The sequence below is a fragment of the Streptomyces tirandamycinicus genome (genome assembly GCF_003097515.1).
GTDB classification, from domain to species: domain Bacteria; phylum Actinomycetota; class Actinomycetes; order Streptomycetales; family Streptomycetaceae; genus Streptomyces; species Streptomyces tirandamycinicus.
The window spans coordinates 2,762,535-2,779,146 of record NZ_CP029188.1; the positions used below are offsets into that span (position 1 = coordinate 2,762,535).

16 protein-coding genes and 1 pseudogene are annotated in these 16,612 nt (G+C 71.4%); 6 read left to right on the forward strand and 11 right to left on the reverse strand.

Annotated features, from left to right (window positions below):
* Positions 1–137: 137 nt before the first annotated feature.
* From DDW44_RS12170 to rsmI, 6 genes are all read right to left on the reverse strand, one after another.
* Positions 138–1,031 (reverse strand): 4-(cytidine 5'-diphospho)-2-C-methyl-D-erythritol kinase, encoded by an 894-nt coding sequence (locus tag DDW44_RS12170; RefSeq protein ID WP_108906419.1) that lies wholly within the window; start codon positions 1,029–1,031, stop codon positions 138–140.
* Entirely contained in the window at positions 1,028–1,930 is a 903-nt protein-coding gene (gene rsmA / locus DDW44_RS12175) for a 16S rRNA (adenine(1518)-N(6)/adenine(1519)-N(6))-dimethyltransferase RsmA (protein ID WP_108906420.1), read from the reverse strand. The genes DDW44_RS12170 and rsmA overlap by 4 nt, the downstream gene beginning before the upstream one ends.
* Entirely contained in the window at positions 1,927–3,291 is a 1,365-nt protein-coding gene (locus DDW44_RS12180) for a ubiquitin-like domain-containing protein (RefSeq protein WP_483027307.1), read from the reverse strand. The genes rsmA and DDW44_RS12180 overlap by 4 nt, the downstream gene beginning before the upstream one ends.
* A gap of 505 nt (positions 3,292–3,796) precedes the next feature.
* Positions 3,797–4,726, reverse strand: a complete 930-nt coding sequence (locus DDW44_RS12185; RefSeq protein ID WP_108906422.1) for a TatD family hydrolase — start codon at positions 4,724–4,726, stop codon at positions 3,797–3,799.
* A 147-nt stretch (positions 4,727–4,873) separates the two neighbouring features.
* Complete coding sequence (locus tag DDW44_RS12190; RefSeq protein ID WP_108906423.1) at positions 4,874–5,476, reverse strand: hypothetical protein; 603 nt, start codon at positions 5,474–5,476, stop codon at positions 4,874–4,876.
* Between the two features lie 173 nt (positions 5,477–5,649).
* Complete coding sequence (gene rsmI / locus DDW44_RS12195) at positions 5,650–6,552, reverse strand: 16S rRNA (cytidine(1402)-2'-O)-methyltransferase (RefSeq protein ID WP_108906424.1); 903 nt, start codon at positions 6,550–6,552, stop codon at positions 5,650–5,652.
* 74 nt (positions 6,553–6,626) lie between these two features.
* Here rsmI and DDW44_RS12200 point away from each other — a divergent pair, with 74 nt between their 5' ends.
* On the forward strand, positions 6,627–8,390 hold the full coding sequence (locus DDW44_RS12200) for a dolichyl-phosphate-mannose--protein mannosyltransferase (protein ID WP_108906425.1): 1,764 nt from the start codon (positions 6,627–6,629) through the stop codon (positions 8,388–8,390).
* A 150-nt stretch (positions 8,391–8,540) separates the two neighbouring features.
* Here the strand turns inward: DDW44_RS12200 and DDW44_RS12205 are convergent, their stop codons facing one another.
* On the reverse strand, positions 8,541–10,595 hold the full coding sequence (locus DDW44_RS12205) for a S8 family serine peptidase (protein ID WP_108906426.1): 2,055 nt from the start codon (positions 10,593–10,595) through the stop codon (positions 8,541–8,543).
* Between the two features lie 145 nt (positions 10,596–10,740).
* On the opposite strand from DDW44_RS12205, the gene DDW44_RS12210 reads away from it, so the two are divergent.
* From DDW44_RS12210 to DDW44_RS32030, 4 genes are all read left to right on the forward strand, one after another.
* Positions 10,741–11,283 (forward strand): hypothetical protein, encoded by a 543-nt coding sequence (locus tag DDW44_RS12210; RefSeq protein WP_208647957.1) that lies wholly within the window; start codon positions 10,741–10,743, stop codon positions 11,281–11,283.
* A 49-nt stretch (positions 11,284–11,332) separates the two neighbouring features.
* Positions 11,333–11,878, forward strand: a complete 546-nt coding sequence (locus tag DDW44_RS12215; RefSeq protein WP_206307278.1) for a hypothetical protein — start codon at positions 11,333–11,335, stop codon at positions 11,876–11,878.
* 4 nt (positions 11,879–11,882) lie between these two features.
* A complete protein-coding gene (locus DDW44_RS12220) occupies positions 11,883–12,857 on the forward strand; it encodes a hypothetical protein (protein ID WP_108906429.1) in 975 nt (324 codons plus the stop codon).
* Positions 12,858–13,193: 336 nt separating this feature from the next.
* Positions 13,194–13,349: a DUF6131 family protein gene (locus DDW44_RS32030; RefSeq protein ID WP_017945731.1), complete on the forward strand. Its 156-nt coding sequence runs from the start codon at positions 13,194–13,196 to the stop codon at positions 13,347–13,349.
* 64 nt (positions 13,350–13,413) lie between these two features.
* Here DDW44_RS32030 and DDW44_RS12225 read toward each other — a convergent pair whose 3' ends face one another.
* From DDW44_RS12225 to DDW44_RS12240, 4 genes and pseudogenes are all read right to left on the reverse strand, one after another.
* Positions 13,414–13,587 carry a helix-turn-helix domain-containing protein gene (locus DDW44_RS12225; RefSeq protein ID WP_108906430.1) on the reverse strand — a complete coding sequence of 58 codons (174 nt, stop codon included), beginning with the start codon at positions 13,585–13,587 and terminating at the stop codon, positions 13,414–13,416.
* 45 nt (positions 13,588–13,632) lie between these two features.
* Positions 13,633–13,938, reverse strand: a complete 306-nt coding sequence (locus tag DDW44_RS12230) for a helix-turn-helix domain-containing protein (RefSeq protein ID WP_108906431.1) — start codon at positions 13,936–13,938, stop codon at positions 13,633–13,635.
* Between the two features lie 49 nt (positions 13,939–13,987).
* Positions 13,988–14,350, reverse strand: coding sequence for a hypothetical protein (locus DDW44_RS12235; RefSeq protein ID WP_108906432.1), 363 nt, complete (start codon positions 14,348–14,350; stop codon positions 13,988–13,990).
* A 548-nt stretch (positions 14,351–14,898) separates the two neighbouring features.
* Positions 14,899–15,426, reverse strand: a pseudogene (locus DDW44_RS12240) (IS110 family transposase); the annotation flags it as partial.
* Between the two features lie 712 nt (positions 15,427–16,138).
* On the opposite strand from DDW44_RS12240, the gene DDW44_RS12245 reads away from it, so the two are divergent.
* Entirely contained in the window at positions 16,139–16,591 is a 453-nt protein-coding gene (locus tag DDW44_RS12245) for a DUF5959 family protein (protein WP_108908810.1), read from the forward strand.
* Positions 16,592–16,612: the final 21 nt, after the last annotated feature.

The following is a 16,612-nucleotide window of genomic DNA, read 5'->3' on the forward strand; positions in this document are numbered from 1 at the left end:
GGTGTTCGTACTCAACCGGTGCCTGAGTATGCGCGAGAAGCCTCGCCGTGCTCGGCTGGGCTGGGCTGGGCTCGGAGGGCTGCCGCCGACGGCTGACGGCTGACGGCTGCCAACGGCCAACGGCCAACGGCCAACGGCTACAGAATCGTCGCCCCCGGGGCCGGGGCCTCGGCGACACGCGCCGTGCGGCAGGTCCCCGACGCGAGCAGCGTCTCGGCGATCTGCCTCGCCGCGTCCGCGTCCTTGGCGAGAAACGCCGTCGTCGGTCCCGAGCCCGAGACCAGCGCGGCCAGCGCCCCCGCGTCGGTGCCGGTGCGCAGCGTGGCCGCGAGCGACGGGCGCAGCGAGAGGGCCGCGGGCTGGAGGTCGTTGACGAGTGCGGCGGCCAGCGCGCCCGCGTCGCCGGTGCGCAGGGCGTCCAGCAGCAGCGGGGACGCCACCGGCGCGGGGACGTCGGCGCCGTCGTTGAGCCGGTCGAACTCCCGGTAGACCGCGGGGGTGGACAGCCCTCCGTCGGCGACGGCGAAGACCCAGTGGAACGCCCCGCCGACGGGCAGCCCGGTGAGCCGCTCGCCGCGGCCGGTGCCGAGGGCGGCGCCCCCGACCAGGCTGAACGGCACATCGCTGCCGAGGTCGGCGCAGATGTCGAGGAGGTCCTCTCGGGGGGCGCCGGTTGACCAGAGGGCGTCGCAGGCGAGGAGCGCGCCCGCGCCGTCGGCGCTGCCGCCCGCCATTCCGCCGGCGACGGGGATGTCCTTGTCGATGTGGATGTGCACGGCCGGGTCGATCCCGTACCGGGCGGCGAGCAGTTCCGCGGCGCGCGCGGCGAGGTTCGTCCGGTCCAGTGGCACCTGGTCCGCGCCGGGGCCCGAGCAGCTCACGGTCAGCGACTCGGCGGGGGTGACGGTGATCTCGTCGTACAGCCCGACGGCCAGGAACACGTTGGCCAGGTCGTGGTACCCGTCGTCGCGGACCCCGCCGACGGCCAGCTGCACGTTGACCTTGGCCGGTACCCGTACGGTGACGCTCACTTGGCTCCCTCGGCTCCCTCGGCGCCCCCGGCGCCCCCGGCTCCCTTGTGCTCCGCGATCCGCGCGAATTCTTCCACCGTCAGCGACTCGCCCCGCGCCTGCGGCGAGATCCCGGCCGCGACCAGCGCCGCCTCCGCGGCCGCCGGGGAGCCCGCCCAGCCGGCGAGGGCGGCCCGCAACGTCTTGCGGCGCTGCGCGAAGGCCGCGTCGACGACGGCGAACACCTCGGCCTTGGTGGCGGTGGTCTTCGGCGGCTCGAAACGCCGGACCAGGGAGACGAGCCCGGAGTCGACGTTGGGCGCGGGCCAGAAGACGTTCCGGCCGATCGCCCCGGCCCGCTTGACCTCGGCGTACCAGTTCGCCTTCACGGACGGCACGCCGTACACCTTGTTCCCGGGGCGGGCGGCGAGCCGGTCGGCGACCTCGGCCTGCACCATGACCAGCGTCCGCTCGATGGTCGGGAAGCGGTCCAGCATGTGCAGCAGGACCGGCACGGCCACGTTGTACGGGAGGTTCGCGACGAGCGCGGTGGGCGCGGGGCCCGGGAGCTCCCGTACCTGCATCGCGTCGGAGTGGACCAGCGCGAAGCGGTCCTTCCGCTCCGGCATCCGGGCGGCGATCGTCGTGGGGAGGGCGGCGGCGAGCACGTCGTCGATCTCGACCGCGGTCACCCGGTCCGCGGACTCCAGCAGTGCGAGGGTGAGGGAGCCGAGCCCGGGGCCGACCTCCACGACCACGTCGTCGGGCCGCACCTCGGCGGTGCGGACGATCCGGCGGACGGTGTTGGCGTCGATGACGAAGTTCTGGCCGCGCTGCTTGGTGGGGCGTACGCCAAGCGCGGCGGCCAGTTCTCGGACGTCGGCGGGGCCGAGGAGGGCATCGGGATCGGTGGTGCTCACCGGTACAGCCTACGGCCGCAGTGCGGCCACGGACTCGCCCCCCGTCGCACGTAGAGCTTCTTGGCCCGGTAGGTCTGCTCCTCGGGGGAGGCGTCCTGCGGGCGGCCGCGACCGCCGAGCGACCGCCAGGTGGCGGCGTCGAACTGGTAGAGCCCGCCGTAGGTGCCCGACGGGTCCACGGCGTCCGGGCGCCCGCCGGACTCGCACTGCGCGAGCGCCTTCCAGTTCAGACCCTCGGCGCCCCGGACCGAGTCCGGCAGCCGTCGGGTACCGGCTCTCACCTGCCGGGTGACCGGCTCCCGGACGACCTCCTCGGAGAGCTTCCGGGGCTTCTGCCGGACGCCGTTCACCGTCCGCACGGCGTAGGTCACCCGTCGCGTACCCGCGCGGCCCGCCCGTGCGACGACCTCGGTCCCCCGGTCCAGCCGCGGGTCGTCGGTCCGCACGGTGTCGTAGGGGATGGGCTCCTCCCGGACCTCCTCGGTGTCCCTGATGCGCATGACGGTGATCGTCTGGCCGTCGCGGGGGAAGCTGTCCGGGGGTACGGAGGTGGTGTCCTGGCCGGCGAGGGTGATGCCGGCCTCCTGGACGGCCTCCAGCGCGGTCGCCGCGGTGGTGCGGACGGTGCGGGCCCGGCCGTCGGCCATCAGGGTGACGGTCCGCTCGGTCCGTACGGCGACGTCGAGGCCGCCGCGGGAGATGGGCCGGGATCGCGAGACGGACGTGTACGCGCCACCGGCCCGCACCCCGACCTGCTGCAGCGCCTCCTCGACGGTGCGGGCGGTCGTCCACACCCGGCGGCTGCGGCCGTCGACGGTGAGGGTGACGGGGCGGCCGAAGCGGACGACGACCTCGTCGCCGTGGCCGAGTTCGGCGCCGGGGTCCGGGGCGACGAGGTCGTGCTCGCCGACGGTGAGTCCCTCCTCGTCGAGGAGTTCCGCCACGTCGTCGGCGAACGTGTGCAGGGTGCGGGGCACTCCGTCGACGCTGAGGCGGACGGCCTTGTCGGCGGCGACGAAGGCGGTCGTGCCGCCCGCGAGGAAGGCGACGACGAGCGCCTGCGGGATGAGGCGGCGCAGTCCGTCGGGGCCGACGCGCAGGACCGACGCGCGCCTGCGGCGGCGGGCGGCGCGGCGGGCCTCGGCGCGGCCGCCGACCGGGGTGGCGGCGGAGGCGGAGACGGAGGTTGAGGCGGGGGTTGAGGCGTCGAGAGCGGCGGGGGCGACGGAGGGGGCGCAGTCAGGTGCGTCCGCCGTGGCCCCGGGAACGGGGGGCGCGCTCCACGAGACGAGCGTCGGGGTCCCCGGGACGGGGGGCGCGCTCCACGAGACGAGCGTCGGGGTCCCGGGGACGGGCCTCACGGTCTCGAAGAGGGGCGAGGCGGCCCCCGGGGCGGGTGTGGCGGCACCCGGGACGGGCGTGACAGCACCCGGGACGAGCGTGGCGGCCTCCGACGCGGGCGACGCGAACCCATCACGGGCGGGTCCGCCGCCGGGCGGGCCCTGTGGCGGGCCGGGCCGGAACGCCGGGACCGTCGGCGCGTAGGGCGACACCGCAGGCACCGTCGGCGCGTAGGGCGACACCGCAGGCACCGTCGGCGCATAGGGCGACACCGCCCGGGCCAGGCCGTGGGGCGGCACCCTGACGGGCACCGACGGCACGGGCGGCGGCGGCACGGGCGGCGGGGGCTCCTTGAGCCGGGCGGCGCGGCGCCCGCCGCGCGCGGCACGGTGACTGCCCTGACTGCCCTGCGAAGTGCTCACGAGGCCCGGACCCTAGCCGCTGATCGTCACTCTCCAAAGCAGGTCGGTTACCTGGTGTCGCCGCGCCATGCCAGAAAGGCTCGAGAATGTGACGATTCGTTACCTATTGGTAATCGAATGCGCGAGCCGTGTTCGAAGCAATCGCCTCCGACATGGCGTCCTCGTCGATCCCCCGCACCGCGGCCATCGCGCGGACCGTGACCGGAATGAGATACGGCGCGTTGGGCCGGCCGCGGTAGGGCGCGGGCGTCAGAAACGGCGCGTCCGTCTCCACCAGGACGAGTTCCAGCGGGGCGACGGCGAGCGCGTCCCGCAGCGGCTGGGCGTTCTTGAAGGTGACGTTGCCCGCGAAGGACATGAAGTAGCCGGCGTCGGCGCAGATCCGCGCCATCTCCGCGTCGCCCGAGTAGCAGTGGAAGACGGTGCGCTCCGGGGCGCCCTCCTCGGCCAGGATGCGCAGGACGTCGGCGTGGGCGTCGCGGTCGTGGATGACGAGGGCCTTGCCGTGGCGCTTGGCGATCTCGATATGGGCGCGGAAGGACCGCTCCTGGGCGGCGATGCCCTCCGGCCCCGTTCGGAAGTGGTCGAGCCCGGTCTCGCCGACGGCCCTCACCTGCTCGAGTCCCGCCAGCCGGTCGATCTCCGCGAGCGCCTCGTCCAGCGCGGCGTCCCCGCCGCCCGGCCGCCCGGCCCGCCGGGACCGTCGCGCCGGTGTCCCGGCACCGCCCTGGCCCGTCTCGCTCTGCGACGCCCCCTCGACCGGAACTCCGTGGACGATGCGCGGCGCCTCGTTCGGGTGAAGCGCGACCGCCGCGTGGACGTTCTCGTACCGAGCCGCCGTTTCGGCCGCCCAGCACGAGCCGTCGATGTCGCAGCCCACCTGGACGACGGTCGTCACCCCGGCCTTCGCCGCCTTCTCCAGCGCCTCCTCGACGGTGCCGCTCTGCATGTCCAGATGGGTGTGCGAGTCGGCGACCGGAACGGCCAGCGGCACGGGCGCCGGCGGAGGGGTGTCGTTGGGCTTGGCACTCATGACCACGATCGTACGAGGACCGTGGCCATGGCCTCACTCACGGGCGGCGGAGGAGTCGGGGCGCACGCGGTCCGCGGCCCTGAACCACCGCGCGGGCGCGCTCGGCGGAGCCGGCAGCCGCGCGACAGCGACAGCGACAGCGTGGACTCACCTGCGGCGGTGGAAGCCGCGAAGCCTCCCGCCCAGGCCCCGGCGCGGTGCGCCCTCGGGTACGGAGGCTTCGGCCGCGGCGCCCTCGACCGCCGCGCCCTCGGCGGCCGCGCCCTCGACCGCCGCGCCCTCGGAAACGGCCCCCTCCGCCGCACGACCCCCGTCCCGGCCCCCGTCCCTGCCCCCGTCCCGGCCCTCGTCGCGGCCCCCGTGCCGCTCCGCATGGCGGCGCCTCGGGGTCCTGGGCTCCGGCTCGGACGCCGGAACCGGCCCGGCGGTGGCGAAGTTGGGAGGCGCGAAGTGCTGGCGGCGCAGCGACTCGGCAAGGCCGGACACCTGCCCCGCGCGCATGATGCGGACCTTCTGCCCGCCGCAGTTGAGGCAGGTCAGCCGGTTCAGCGGGGAGGGTACGAGCTGACCCTGCACGCGGTAGGTGAAGAACGGCCGGCCGGCGCCGTCGATGTGGTGCTCGATGTCGTAGGTCTGCTCCCAGCCGTAGCCGCACCGCATACAGGCGAAGGCGTAGGACTCCTGCACCGTCTCGGGTGCGGCGACCGGGAGAGGTCCCGCGCCGCCCGGGGTGCCCGCTGTGTCGCTCATGCCAGCTCCTCCTGATCCACTGCCCCCGGTACGGCGGGGGTGCGTCCGATCCCAGTGGACTCCTGCAGCCGAGGGACGGCATCAGGCCTTCCGACTTGTTGGCGAGGATTTGGCAGGCGCTTTTCCGGAAGGCGTGAGCGCACGGTCCGGGCTTTGCCTTTCACGATAGACCTTTACGGTTCGACGGGCCCGTCCCCGCCGCCGTCCGGCGGGCCCGATCGGCGGCCCGCTCCCGCCGCGTTCTTCGCCGCCACGACCGCGTCGAACACCTCGCGCTTGGGCAGGCCCGCCTCGGCGGCGACCGCCGCGATGGCCTCCTTGCGCCGCTCGCCCGCCTCCTCGCGGACCCGCACCCTGCGCACCAGCCCCTCCGCGTCGAGGGCGGAGGGGCCCGGGGGCGGGGCACCCTCCACGACGACGGTGATCTCCCCGCGTACCCCCTCGGCCGCCCAGGCCGCCAGCTCGCCGAGGCCGCCGCGCCTGACCTCCTCGTACGTCTTCGTCAGCTCCCGGCAGACCGCGGCCCGCCGATCGGCGCCGAACACCTCGGCCATGGCGACGAGCGTGTCGTCGAGGCGGTGGGGCGCCTCGAAGTAGACGAGGGTGCGCCGCTCGTCCGCCACCTCGCGCAACCTGCCGAGCCGCTCGCCCGCCTTGCGCGGCAGGAAGCCCTCGAAGCAGAAGCGGTCCACCGGCAGCCCCGACAGGGCGAGCGCGGTCAGCACGGCGGACGGGCCGGGCACGGCGGTCACCCTGATGTCCTTCTCGACGGCCGCGGCGACCAGCCGGTAGCCGGGGTCGGACACCGACGGCATCCCGGCGTCGGTGACAAGCAGCACCCTGGCCCCGCCCTCCAGCGCCTCCACCAGTTCCGGCGTACGGGCGGACTCGTTGCCCTCGAAGTAGGACACCACGCGGCCGCGGGTCTGCACGCCCAGCGCCTGGGTGAGGCGGCGCAGCCGGCGGGTGTCCTCCGCGGCGACCACGTCGGCGTTCTCCAGCTCGGCCGCCAGCCGCGGCGGGGCGTCCGCCACGTCGCCGATGGGGGTCCCTGCCAGTACGAGTGTTCCAGTCACCGATCCAGTCACAGGAGCAATCCTCGCAGGGCGGGCCACGCCCCTCGCACAGACGCGTTCCCTACGATGGCGCGGTGACCAGTACCGCCCCACGGGCCGCGCACGGTCAGGACGCCGCGGAGCAGCCGCCGTCCTGGCAGCAGCGCCTGCGCAGATTCGGCCATGTGCCCAGGTCCGGCATCGGGCTGCGCGAGCGGCTGGTGCCGCCGTACACCCGGCCCTCCGACCGGCTGTGGTCGGTCCTGGGCGTGCCGCCTGGCGCGGCGCGGCGCGTGGAGCGGTTCTCGGCGTGGGGCGGACCGCTGCTGGTGGCGCTGGTGGCCGGGCTGCTGCGGTTCTGGCAGCTGGGCAGCCCCAAGGCGGTGATATTCGACGAGACGTACTACGCGAAGGACGCCTGGGCGCTGGTCAACCAGGGCTACGAGGGCTCCTGGCCGAAGGACGTCGACAAGGCGATCCTGGCGAACCCGGACGCGGTCGCGATCCCGTCGGACCCCGGCTATGTGGTGCACCCGCCGGTGGGCAAGTGGATCATCGGGCTGGGCGAGCAGATGTTCGGCTTCACCCCGTTCGGCTGGCGCTTCATGGTGTTCGTGCTCGGCACGCTGTCGGTGCTGATGCTGTGCCGGATCGGCAGACGGCTGTTCCGTTCGACGTTCCTCGGGTGCCTCGCGGGCGCGCTGATGGCCGTGGACGGGCTGCACTTCGTGATGAGCCGCACGGCGCTGCTCGACCAGGTGCTGATGTTCTTCGTGCTGGCGGCCTTCGGCTGTCTGCTCGTCGACCGCGACCGGGCGAGACGGCGCCTCGCGGACGCGCTCCCGGTCGACGCGGAGGGCGTGCTGCACCCGGACCCGGCGATCGCGGCGACCCTGCGGCTGGGCCTGCGGCCGTGGCGGATCGCGGCCGCGGTGATGCTGGGCCTGGCGATCGGCACCAAGTGGAACGGCCTCTACTTCCTGGCCGCGTTCGGCCTGATGACCCTGCTGTGGGACGTGGGCGCGCGGAAGACGGCCGGTGCGGTCCGCCCGTACACGGCGGTACTCAGGCGGGACCTGCTGCCGGCCCTCGTCGGTCTGCCGGTCGCGGTCGCGACGTACGTCGCGTCCTGGTCCGGCTGGATCCTCACCGACAAGGGCTACTTCCGGGACTGGGCGGCGACGGAGGGCAGGGACAGCCCCTGGAGCGCGGTGCTCCCCGACTGGTGGCGCAGCCTCTGGCACTACGAGACCGAGGTCTACAGCTTCCACGTCAATCTGACGTCCGGTCACACCTACGAGTCCAACCCGTGGAGCTGGATCGTCCTGGGCCGCCCGGTCTCCTACTTCTACGAGGACCCGTCGGCGGGCACGGCGGGCTGCCCGGTCACCGCCACCGACAAGTGCGCCCGCGAGGTCCTGGCGATCGGGACCCCCGTGCTGTGGTGGATCGCGTGCTTCGCCGTCGTCTACGTCCTGTGGCGCTGGGCCTTCCGCCGCGATTGGCGCGCGGGTGCGATCGCCTGCGGCATCGCGGCGGGCTGGCTGCCGTGGTTCCTGTACCAGGAGCGCACGATCTTCCTCTTCTACGCGGTCGTCTTCGTCCCGTTCCTGTGCCTGGCCGTCGCGATGCTCCTCGGCGCGATCATCGGCCCGGCCCAGCGGCCGGGACCGCCCGCCGCCCCACCGGACCCGGGGCTCGCGCCCGGTGAACGCCGCAGGACCGTGGGCGCGGTGGCGGCGGGCGTACTGGTGCTGCTGGTCATCTGGAACTTCATCTACTTCTGGCCGCTGTTCACGGGCGATCCGATCCCGATGGACGACTGGCGGGCGCGGATGTGGCTGGACACCTGGGTCTAGCAGGTACGACGGCGGGCCCGGCACCTGATGGTGCCGGGCCCGCCGCGGTCGTCGACGGGCATCGCCGGTCGTCCTGAGCCGTCGCTTGAAGGCCCGGGACGGCCCCCGCTCGTGCAGGCGAGGCGGACCCGCGGCTCGCCCTCCGCAGGGTCAGCCGGTGACCTTCCCGGTGGCGACCAGGGCGAAGTCGGCGTCGGTCACGGGGGTCTCCACGTGCCCGTCCGCGTTGACCTCGCCGGCGATGACCTCGATCGTCCAGACGCCGGCGGCCGGAGCCTGGACGAACACGTTCTCGACGGTGTCGATCGTGTTCGCCGAGCCCCCCGCCGTCGACCAGTTGCCTGCGGCGAGTCCGTTGTTGCCCCAGTAGACGGTGCCGTCCGGGGCGGTGAGCTTCAGGGACAGATCGTTGACCCGCGCCTGTGCCGCCGAAGGCGAGCCCATCGGGTCGGTGTAGACCAACGTCGCCTTCAGCGGCTGGCTGCCGTCGGTGGTCATCGTGTACGTCGCGGTCTGGCCCTGCGTGAGCACGTCGGTCTCGTCGACCAGGATCGGCAGGCGCCAGTTGTTGCCCAGCGCCTGCTGGTACAGGTTGGCGACGCCGGCCGTGCCCCAGCCCTGCTTCACCCGGGCGAGGTCGTGGGACTCGCCCGTGAACGCGTACTGGTCGGCCGAGTTGATCAGTAGGGCTTTCGCGGTCGCGGCATGCGGCCGGGACGCGAAGACGTCCCGGTCCTGACCGGGACTGCCGTCGAAGACCCCGTCGGCCCACATCTGATGGACGAGGCCCGCGTAGCCGCAGGTGATCGGGGTGGAGGCGCTGGTGCCGCTGAATGTGCCGGTGTATGCGGCGTCGCCGCCGCTCGCGGTGGTGTGGACGGCGTCGTAGTAGTTCGACAGGTCGGGCTTGAGCCGCCCGTCCGCGGCCGGGCCGATGCCCGCCCCGCCGTTCCACGCGTCATCCGTACGGGAGAGGGTGTCGTAGTGGTAGACACCGCCCACGGACACCACGTTCTTCGCCCATGCCTGTGGCCGGCCGGAGCGGTTGCCGGTGTTGCCCTGGGTCTGGCAGACGAGGATGTCGTGGTCGAAGACGATGTCGTCCATGGCCGCCGACGTCGAGTTGTAACCGAACGTCAGCGCGCTGCCCCAGCTGTTTGACTGGAACACCGCCCGGTACGGGCCCGCGGGGTCGACGAGCTGCGCGGTGTGCGCCCACCGGTCGGAGACCAGGCTGTACGCGGCGAAGATGGGCTGCGACTGGGGAAGCAGGCCGCGGGCGGTGGCGTTGACGCCCGAGGCGAAGATCTGCCCGTACGTCGAGGTGCCGTGGCTCGTACTGGTGGTGTTGGCGGTATGCATGATCGGTGGGAAGGCCGCGAACTCCTGGTGAGTGGTGCGCAGCCCGGTGTCCATCACCTCACCGCGTACACCTTGACCGAGGTAGCCCAGCGCGGCCTCCACCTCGTTGGCACCGCCCGCCGCACGGGCGTTGTTCATGTCCGCCTCTGGTGGCGTCCAGAGGTCGAGTGCGAGCACCGCGTCGAGGTGCGCCACAGCAAGCACCTGCGCCGGTTCCAGGGTCGCCTCGACCAGTCGCAGGCTGTCCGACGCGACATGCACGCTCCCGCCGACGGCGGTGATCCGTTCGACCACCTCCCGTTGGTCGGTGGCGGAACCTTCCAGAAGCGTGATGACATAGCGGCGGGTGCCCGACGGCACGGTCCCGCCTTCGACCCGGTCGCCGGCGTCGTACCGACCGACCCACCTCACGTACGGCAGCGCGGCGACCCGCTGACGGGCCGCCGCGTCCATGCGCACCACGTACGCCGCGTCGGGGATGTAGGCGCCGAGTCGGGCGCCGAGAGCCGCGAGCTCGGCGCGGTGGCCGTCGAGCAGCACGGTCGTGAACTGGACCAGGTACGCCTGCCCGTTGACCGAGCGCAGGGGGCCCCGCGGCCGGGTGCGCTCCGCCTCCGGTGTGGTGGGGTCGAAGGTGCGCGTGCGCAGGCGGATCAGCCTGGGTTCCGGATGTGCCGCCTCCCGGTTCGGACGATCGCTTCGGGATGGCCCGTCGTGGGTGGCGCCGGCGGCCCGGGTCGGCTCCGTGCGGCCGTGTGCCGGCGTGGACAGGGCGGGGCCGGCGACGGCGGCGAGGGCCAGGGCGAGGACGGTGTACGTCGCTGTGCGTGCGGAGTTGCGCATGGGAGCTCCTGCCGGAGGCCCGCCGCCGACGGGTGCGGGCAGGCGAAAGGGGTCGAGGAACGCTAACCGGCCGCAGCAAGGTCTAAAACGGCTGAAAGAGTGATAGGCCCTCCAAACCGCCCACAGAGGTCTCTATAGTCGCGGCGTGCACATGATGTGGACGCTCATGGGGATCGGGGCGGCGGTCGTCGTGACGGTGCTCCCCGGCGCGGCGGCGCCGGTGGCGAGCCACGCGGCCGGACCCGTCGCCCAGCCTCCCGGCACCCTGTCGATCACCGTTCCGGCCGGGGTGAACCTGGGCTCGACCTTCCCCGGTTCGTCACTCGGCCGGCCGCTGGGCGAGGTCGTGGTGACGGACCGACGCAGCGGACAGAGCGACACCTGGACCGCGACGGTGGCGGCGAGCGACTTCACCACGCCGGGCGGCGGAGCAGCCCGGCAGATCCCCAGAAGCCGCTTCTCGTACTGGTCGGGCCAGGCCACCAGCACCACGGGCCCCGGCACCCGCGTGCCGGGGCAGCCGACGAGCGCGCAGGCGCAGAGCCTCGGCGTGCCGCGCACGGCGTTCTCCAAGACATCGGGCCACGGGAACAGCACCACCGCCTGGCAGCCGACTCTGATCGTCGCTGTACCGGCGGACGCCGTGGGAGGCACCTACACCGGCACGATCACCCACTCGGTCGCATGACACACGCCGGAAGCAAGGATTTCCGCACATGCCAAACTATGGTGGTTTGGTGCGAAAAAGAGCATTGTTCTCGTCCCTCGTCGCCGTCGCCGTGGTGGGCGCGGCACCGCTGCCCGCGGCCGCCCAGCCGTCGGGGGACACGACCGTGACCTTCACCGTGTCCACCTCGAACCTCACGATCGAGGTGCCCTCCTCGCGCTCTCTGGGATCCGGTTTCCCGGGGAACATGATCAGCGGTCAGCTCGGCACCGTGAAGGTGGTCGACCAGCGGGCCGCGGCGAACGCCGTCTGGACGGCGACAGTGGTCGCGACGCAGTTCGACACCGGCACGGACCAGGAGACCGAGGTCATCCTGCCGAACCTGGTGGACTACTGGTCCGGCCCGGCGACCGCCACCACCGGCAACGGCACCTTCGTGCCCGGCCAGCCCACGCGCGCCGACCGGCGCAGCCTGGAGCAGCCGCGCGTCGCGTTCTCCAAGACCTCGGGCAGCGGGAACAACAGCGCGAGCTGGAACCCCACCCTGGAGATCACCATCCCGCAGGACGCCGTCGGCGGGCTCTACAGCGGAACGGTGACCCATTCGGTTTCGTGAGCCGGTGTGCGTACTGCTCCTCGCGTTGCCGCTGCTCCTCGGATCAGTGGCGCCCGTGGCCGCGGGGGCGCCGCGCCATGCCTCCGGCGAGGTGGCCGTCGGCATCCGGCTCGTCGACGCACCCGTCAGCCGCCGCGACGACGAGCGCGCCCACCGGTACATCGTCGACCACCTGAGACCGGCCGAGCGGATTCGCAGACGGATCGCGGTCACCAACCTGTCACCCGCACGCCAGCGCGTCCGGCTCTACCCCGCAGCCGCCATGGTCGGGAAGGACGGCTTCGCCTTCGCCCCCGGCCGTACCGGCAACGAGCTCACGAGCTGGGTGAGGCTCAAGCACAGCGAGTTCGTCCTGGAGCCCGACGAGACGGCCAAGGTGTGGACCGAGATCACCGTGGCGGACGACGCGACCCGCGGCGAGCACTACGGCGTCATCTGGGCGGAGATCACCCCCCGGCGCGACCCCTCGAAGCAGGTGCTCCAGGTGGCCCGCGCCGGGGTGCGCGTCTATCTGTCCGTCGGGCCCGGCGGGGAACCGCCGTCGGACTTCCGGATCGGAGGCCTGACCGGGGCCCGGGGCGCTGACGGCGTACCGGTGGTCACGGCACAGGTGAAGAACACCGGCGGACGGGCCCTCGACCTCACGGGCCGGCTCACCCTCTCGAACGGTCCGGGTGGAGTGTCCGCGGGGCCGTTCAACGTCAAGGCGGGCACCGTCGGCCCGGGCCGCTCGATGCCGGCGAGGACCACACTCGACCCACGGCTTTCGGACGGAGTCTGGACCGCACGACTGACCCTGACCAGCGGACTCGTCCAACGGGAGACCAGCGGCCGTATCACTCTCGGCCCGGCCCGGTCCGCCCCCCAGCAGAGCGGGAGCACGCGGATGGCGGTACTCACCGTCGGCGGCCTCGTCGCCGCCGTCGCGACGGCGCTGCTCGCCGCGTACGGATACCGCCGCCGCGACCGTCTCCGCTGAGCGGACCGCGAAGCCCGGGCAGCGCGGGAACGCCGGACGATTCGATGCCACGGAAGACGCGACCACGTGGCACGCCCCACCCGACGCACCACCGCCGCCGTAACCGTGACGCGGAGGGGGCGGCGCCTTGCGCCCATGCACTGCGGCGTCGGGATGGACGGCTGAGCGAGCAATGGCTGCGGGAGTCCTCGGGTGCCGCGCGCGGGCCGGCGTACCACCGCCTACCGTGGGCGACCCTCGCCGGAGTGCGGTTCGAAAAGATCAACCGGGCCGGTCGTTTGCGACCGCCTGGAGCGGCAAGGTTCGGATTGTGGGGGTCCCTACTTGGAGGGCCAAATGATCATCCTCGGACTCATCCTTCTGATCATCGGACTGGTCACCGGCATCGGCGTCCTGTGGACCATAGGGATCATCCTGATCGCGGTCGGAGCACTGCTCTGGGTACTCGGGGCGATGGGCCACGCGGTCGGTGGTCGACGGCACTTCTACTGATCTCCGCTTGTAAGGCCCCGAGCCACCGCCCCCGCTGGGGGGAAGCGTGTCTTGCGCATCCACGTCAAGCGGCCTCGTCGTGCGGAGTGACGGGCAGGCGGCGCAGCATAGGAAAAGTGGGCACCGTTCCACCGGCTTCGTTGCGGGAAATCGCCGGCTGCTTCATCCTGCGACGCTCGGCCAGTTCGGCCTGGGACTGCCCGAGCTCGGTGCGCCGGTCGTGGACGAGTCTGCCCAGCTCGCGGGCAAGTGTTGTGGAGGCATCGCGTACGGCTCCTCCCGGTCAGGCGGCCGGAGTGACGATGGTGACGGTGGGCTCAACCCCAGGGGCGATGTGCATGTCGACGGTGAGGTCCAAAGCTCTGGCCAGACGCATGATGACAGCGATGGGCGGCAGTTCGGTGGCGGTCTCGATGCGCTCGATCTCGTCTATGGTGGTGTGCAGGCGCTCGGCCAGGTCGCCCTCACTCAGCCCGAGTTGCGTGCCCCGGTCGTAACCGGCCTTCTCGCGGATCTTGGTCTTGCGGAACAAGGTGAGCAGAACCACGCGACGGCCGGGAGCGCCAGTAGGTAATGCGCTGGTGGTCATCGCCGAGGCGATATCGCCTTACGGGACGCAATTGAATCTCCTGGGAAGTTCAAGCCATAGAGTCCGCCTCGGCGTGGTTCTCGGCAATCATCCCCCGGAAAAAGTCCGAGAAGGTTCGATATCTTTCAACTTCCCCACCTGCAAGCCAGATAACCGGTGCCGATCGACTCAACCCCTTCGCGCACGGCATGACGATGATGTCGATGTCCGTTCGTGACGCCCCGATGGGAATCAAGCGGGTGAAATCAGCGCCTCGCTCAATCTCCACCTCATCTTCGATCACACGCACGAGTTCCTCGGCCTCGGCGTAAGCGACACCACTGAAGTCCGCCGTCCCAAATAGGTCGATGTCCTGCAAAGTAGCTGACCAACCATCCGCATGCAGTAGGAAATCGGCATACTCGGGATCCACAGCACAGTGCGTCACTGTAGCAATCTGTGCAATCTGCTCCGGATCAGCCGGAGGTCGACGTGGCTCATAGCGCCAGAGACCGTCTCGGTCACTCGCCGCCAGCCTGCGCTTAGCTGCTTCCATATCCGCAAAAAGCGCCGACCAATCAGACACCGCTACCCCTAACATCCACCAGCACAAATCTCCCGGGCAGCGCTGCCCTTGGGCAGATTCACCGCTTCGTCATATCAATCCGGGTTGGTGGCTTCCCGTGGCCGAGCCACATCGCATCCGGCGCATGCCCAGCAACACCAGAGTAGAGAGTCCCGGCCGCCGCTGCACGGCACCGCTCGCTCGCAGCCTCACGGGCTGCCTCCCTTCTGATGGACCCTGCGGTGGAAACCCGGCCAATGGGCGACATCTGCCCCCGCGTAATGGCGTCATTTGCCGCAGCTATGTAGTCCGCGAACTGCTGCACCTCCTCATCTTTGGCCCACTCCGGGATCCTGACCTCGGCTTCGCCGTTCGTGTTGCAGTTGTGAACCAGGACCGGCGCAGCCCCCGCCAACGAGGCCTTCGCGGAAGTGGCGGAAGACGGGTAGGAAGCCGGGGAAGTACTCGCGCAGGTGGGAGCGCAGCCGGTTACCGGTTTGGACGCGGTCCCAGACGGCGTCCTGGTGGGCTCGGGCCAGGACGGTGATGGCCTGGGCGAGGTGGCTGTCCGCGGGCAGGGGGCGGTGTTCGGCGGGGTCGGTGCGCAAGATGTGGGCCAGGACCTTGGCGTCGAGGTGGTCGGACTTCTTGCGGCTGAGGGCGTAGCGGTCGCGGTAGCGGGCCGCTGTGAGCGGGTTGATCACGTAGATGGCTCTGCCGGTGGCGCGTAAGCAGGCGACCAGGAGTCCGTGGGAGGTTTCGATGGCGACCGGGATCGGGTTCTCTGGGCTGTCGCCGTGCTGGGCCAGCAGCTGCAGGAGCTGGCCCAGGCCCTCCGGGGTGTCGTCGATGCGGAGCTTGTCCAGGAGGGTGCCGGCCTCGTCGAGCAGTGCGATGTCGTGGTGGTCGGTGGCCCAGTCGATACCGCAGAACACGCTGGTCATAGGGGTGTCCTCGGGTGGGTGGCAGTGGTGTGAGGTCGTCGCCGTGGCGGGGTTGCGCGTCTCCCTAATGGCAGGGCTCGGGGCCCGTCATCCGACCCAGCGGTCGTCAGGGGTCTCGGTCAGCTGCGGAACTGGGGCGTTCGCCGAGCGGTGAGAGGTGTTCCCTGGCGGGGGCTTGGACCACGAGAGTCCACGATGCCGCTGATTGTGTGCGAGCGGGGGTGGTGGGGCCGGTCCGCGCGGGACGAAGGCATGAGCGCGGACCGGCCCCACCACCCCCGGCGCTGCTTCACCGGGCGGGCAGGCACGTGAGGCCGGCTCTGTCTTAAGAGGTCAGGCCTCAGGAGCGGCTACGGATCACCACATGCCGACCCGCCCAAAGACCCCGGACGGAAAACCACCCAGCGTCTTACCGCGCCATTAGGAGCGGGCGGCGGCCCCGCCAGGCCGGATCGCGCGCGGGCCTGAGGACGGAGCCGGCCCACCGCCTTGTGCCGAACCTGTCCGCTGACGTTGCCGTCAACTACTGCCGTCAGACCGTCCACAAGACCACGGCGGCCCTGCCAGAATGAACTCCGTGCAGCCACTTTCAGAGAAACCTGCGGGGCACGCGTCCGAGAAAGTCGACAGTTTCCCCTCCGACGCGCCACCGGCAGATAATTACATAGCGAAAGCGAAACTTTAGACGGTTATGGCACATTGGGATGACATCATGGATTTGATCAATCTATCGGACGCTGACAACAGCGTCCGCATGCACGTTCTGGGCCGGCGAGGACCTGGGGTTCTACCGGTACACGACTTGCTTGATGCGGAGATCATCGTGGAGAGCAGCTTTATCAGAGGGTGCCTCAATGTCTGCTTCTATCTCTCGGATCTAGAGGAGTGGTCCCTGGCGCTGGATGCCCTCAGTGTGGGCCAGAACGTCGAATGGCTGGACAGCGGCAACGGGCCAGCAATCAGGATCGAATTGCCCAGCGATGATTGCGACGTCCCAGTAGTGTTCATCGAGGACGCGTCCGGCTCCAACACATCGGCAACCATCCCGATCGTTCTGGATGACGGATGGATCGAGGAGCAGCGTGAGCACCTCCGCGGGGTGGTGCGAACTTGGCCCAGCGAGGTGCTAAAGATGTCACCAGGCGCTTACGAATGGCGACGCTGAACGACTCTTTTCGAACTCGGC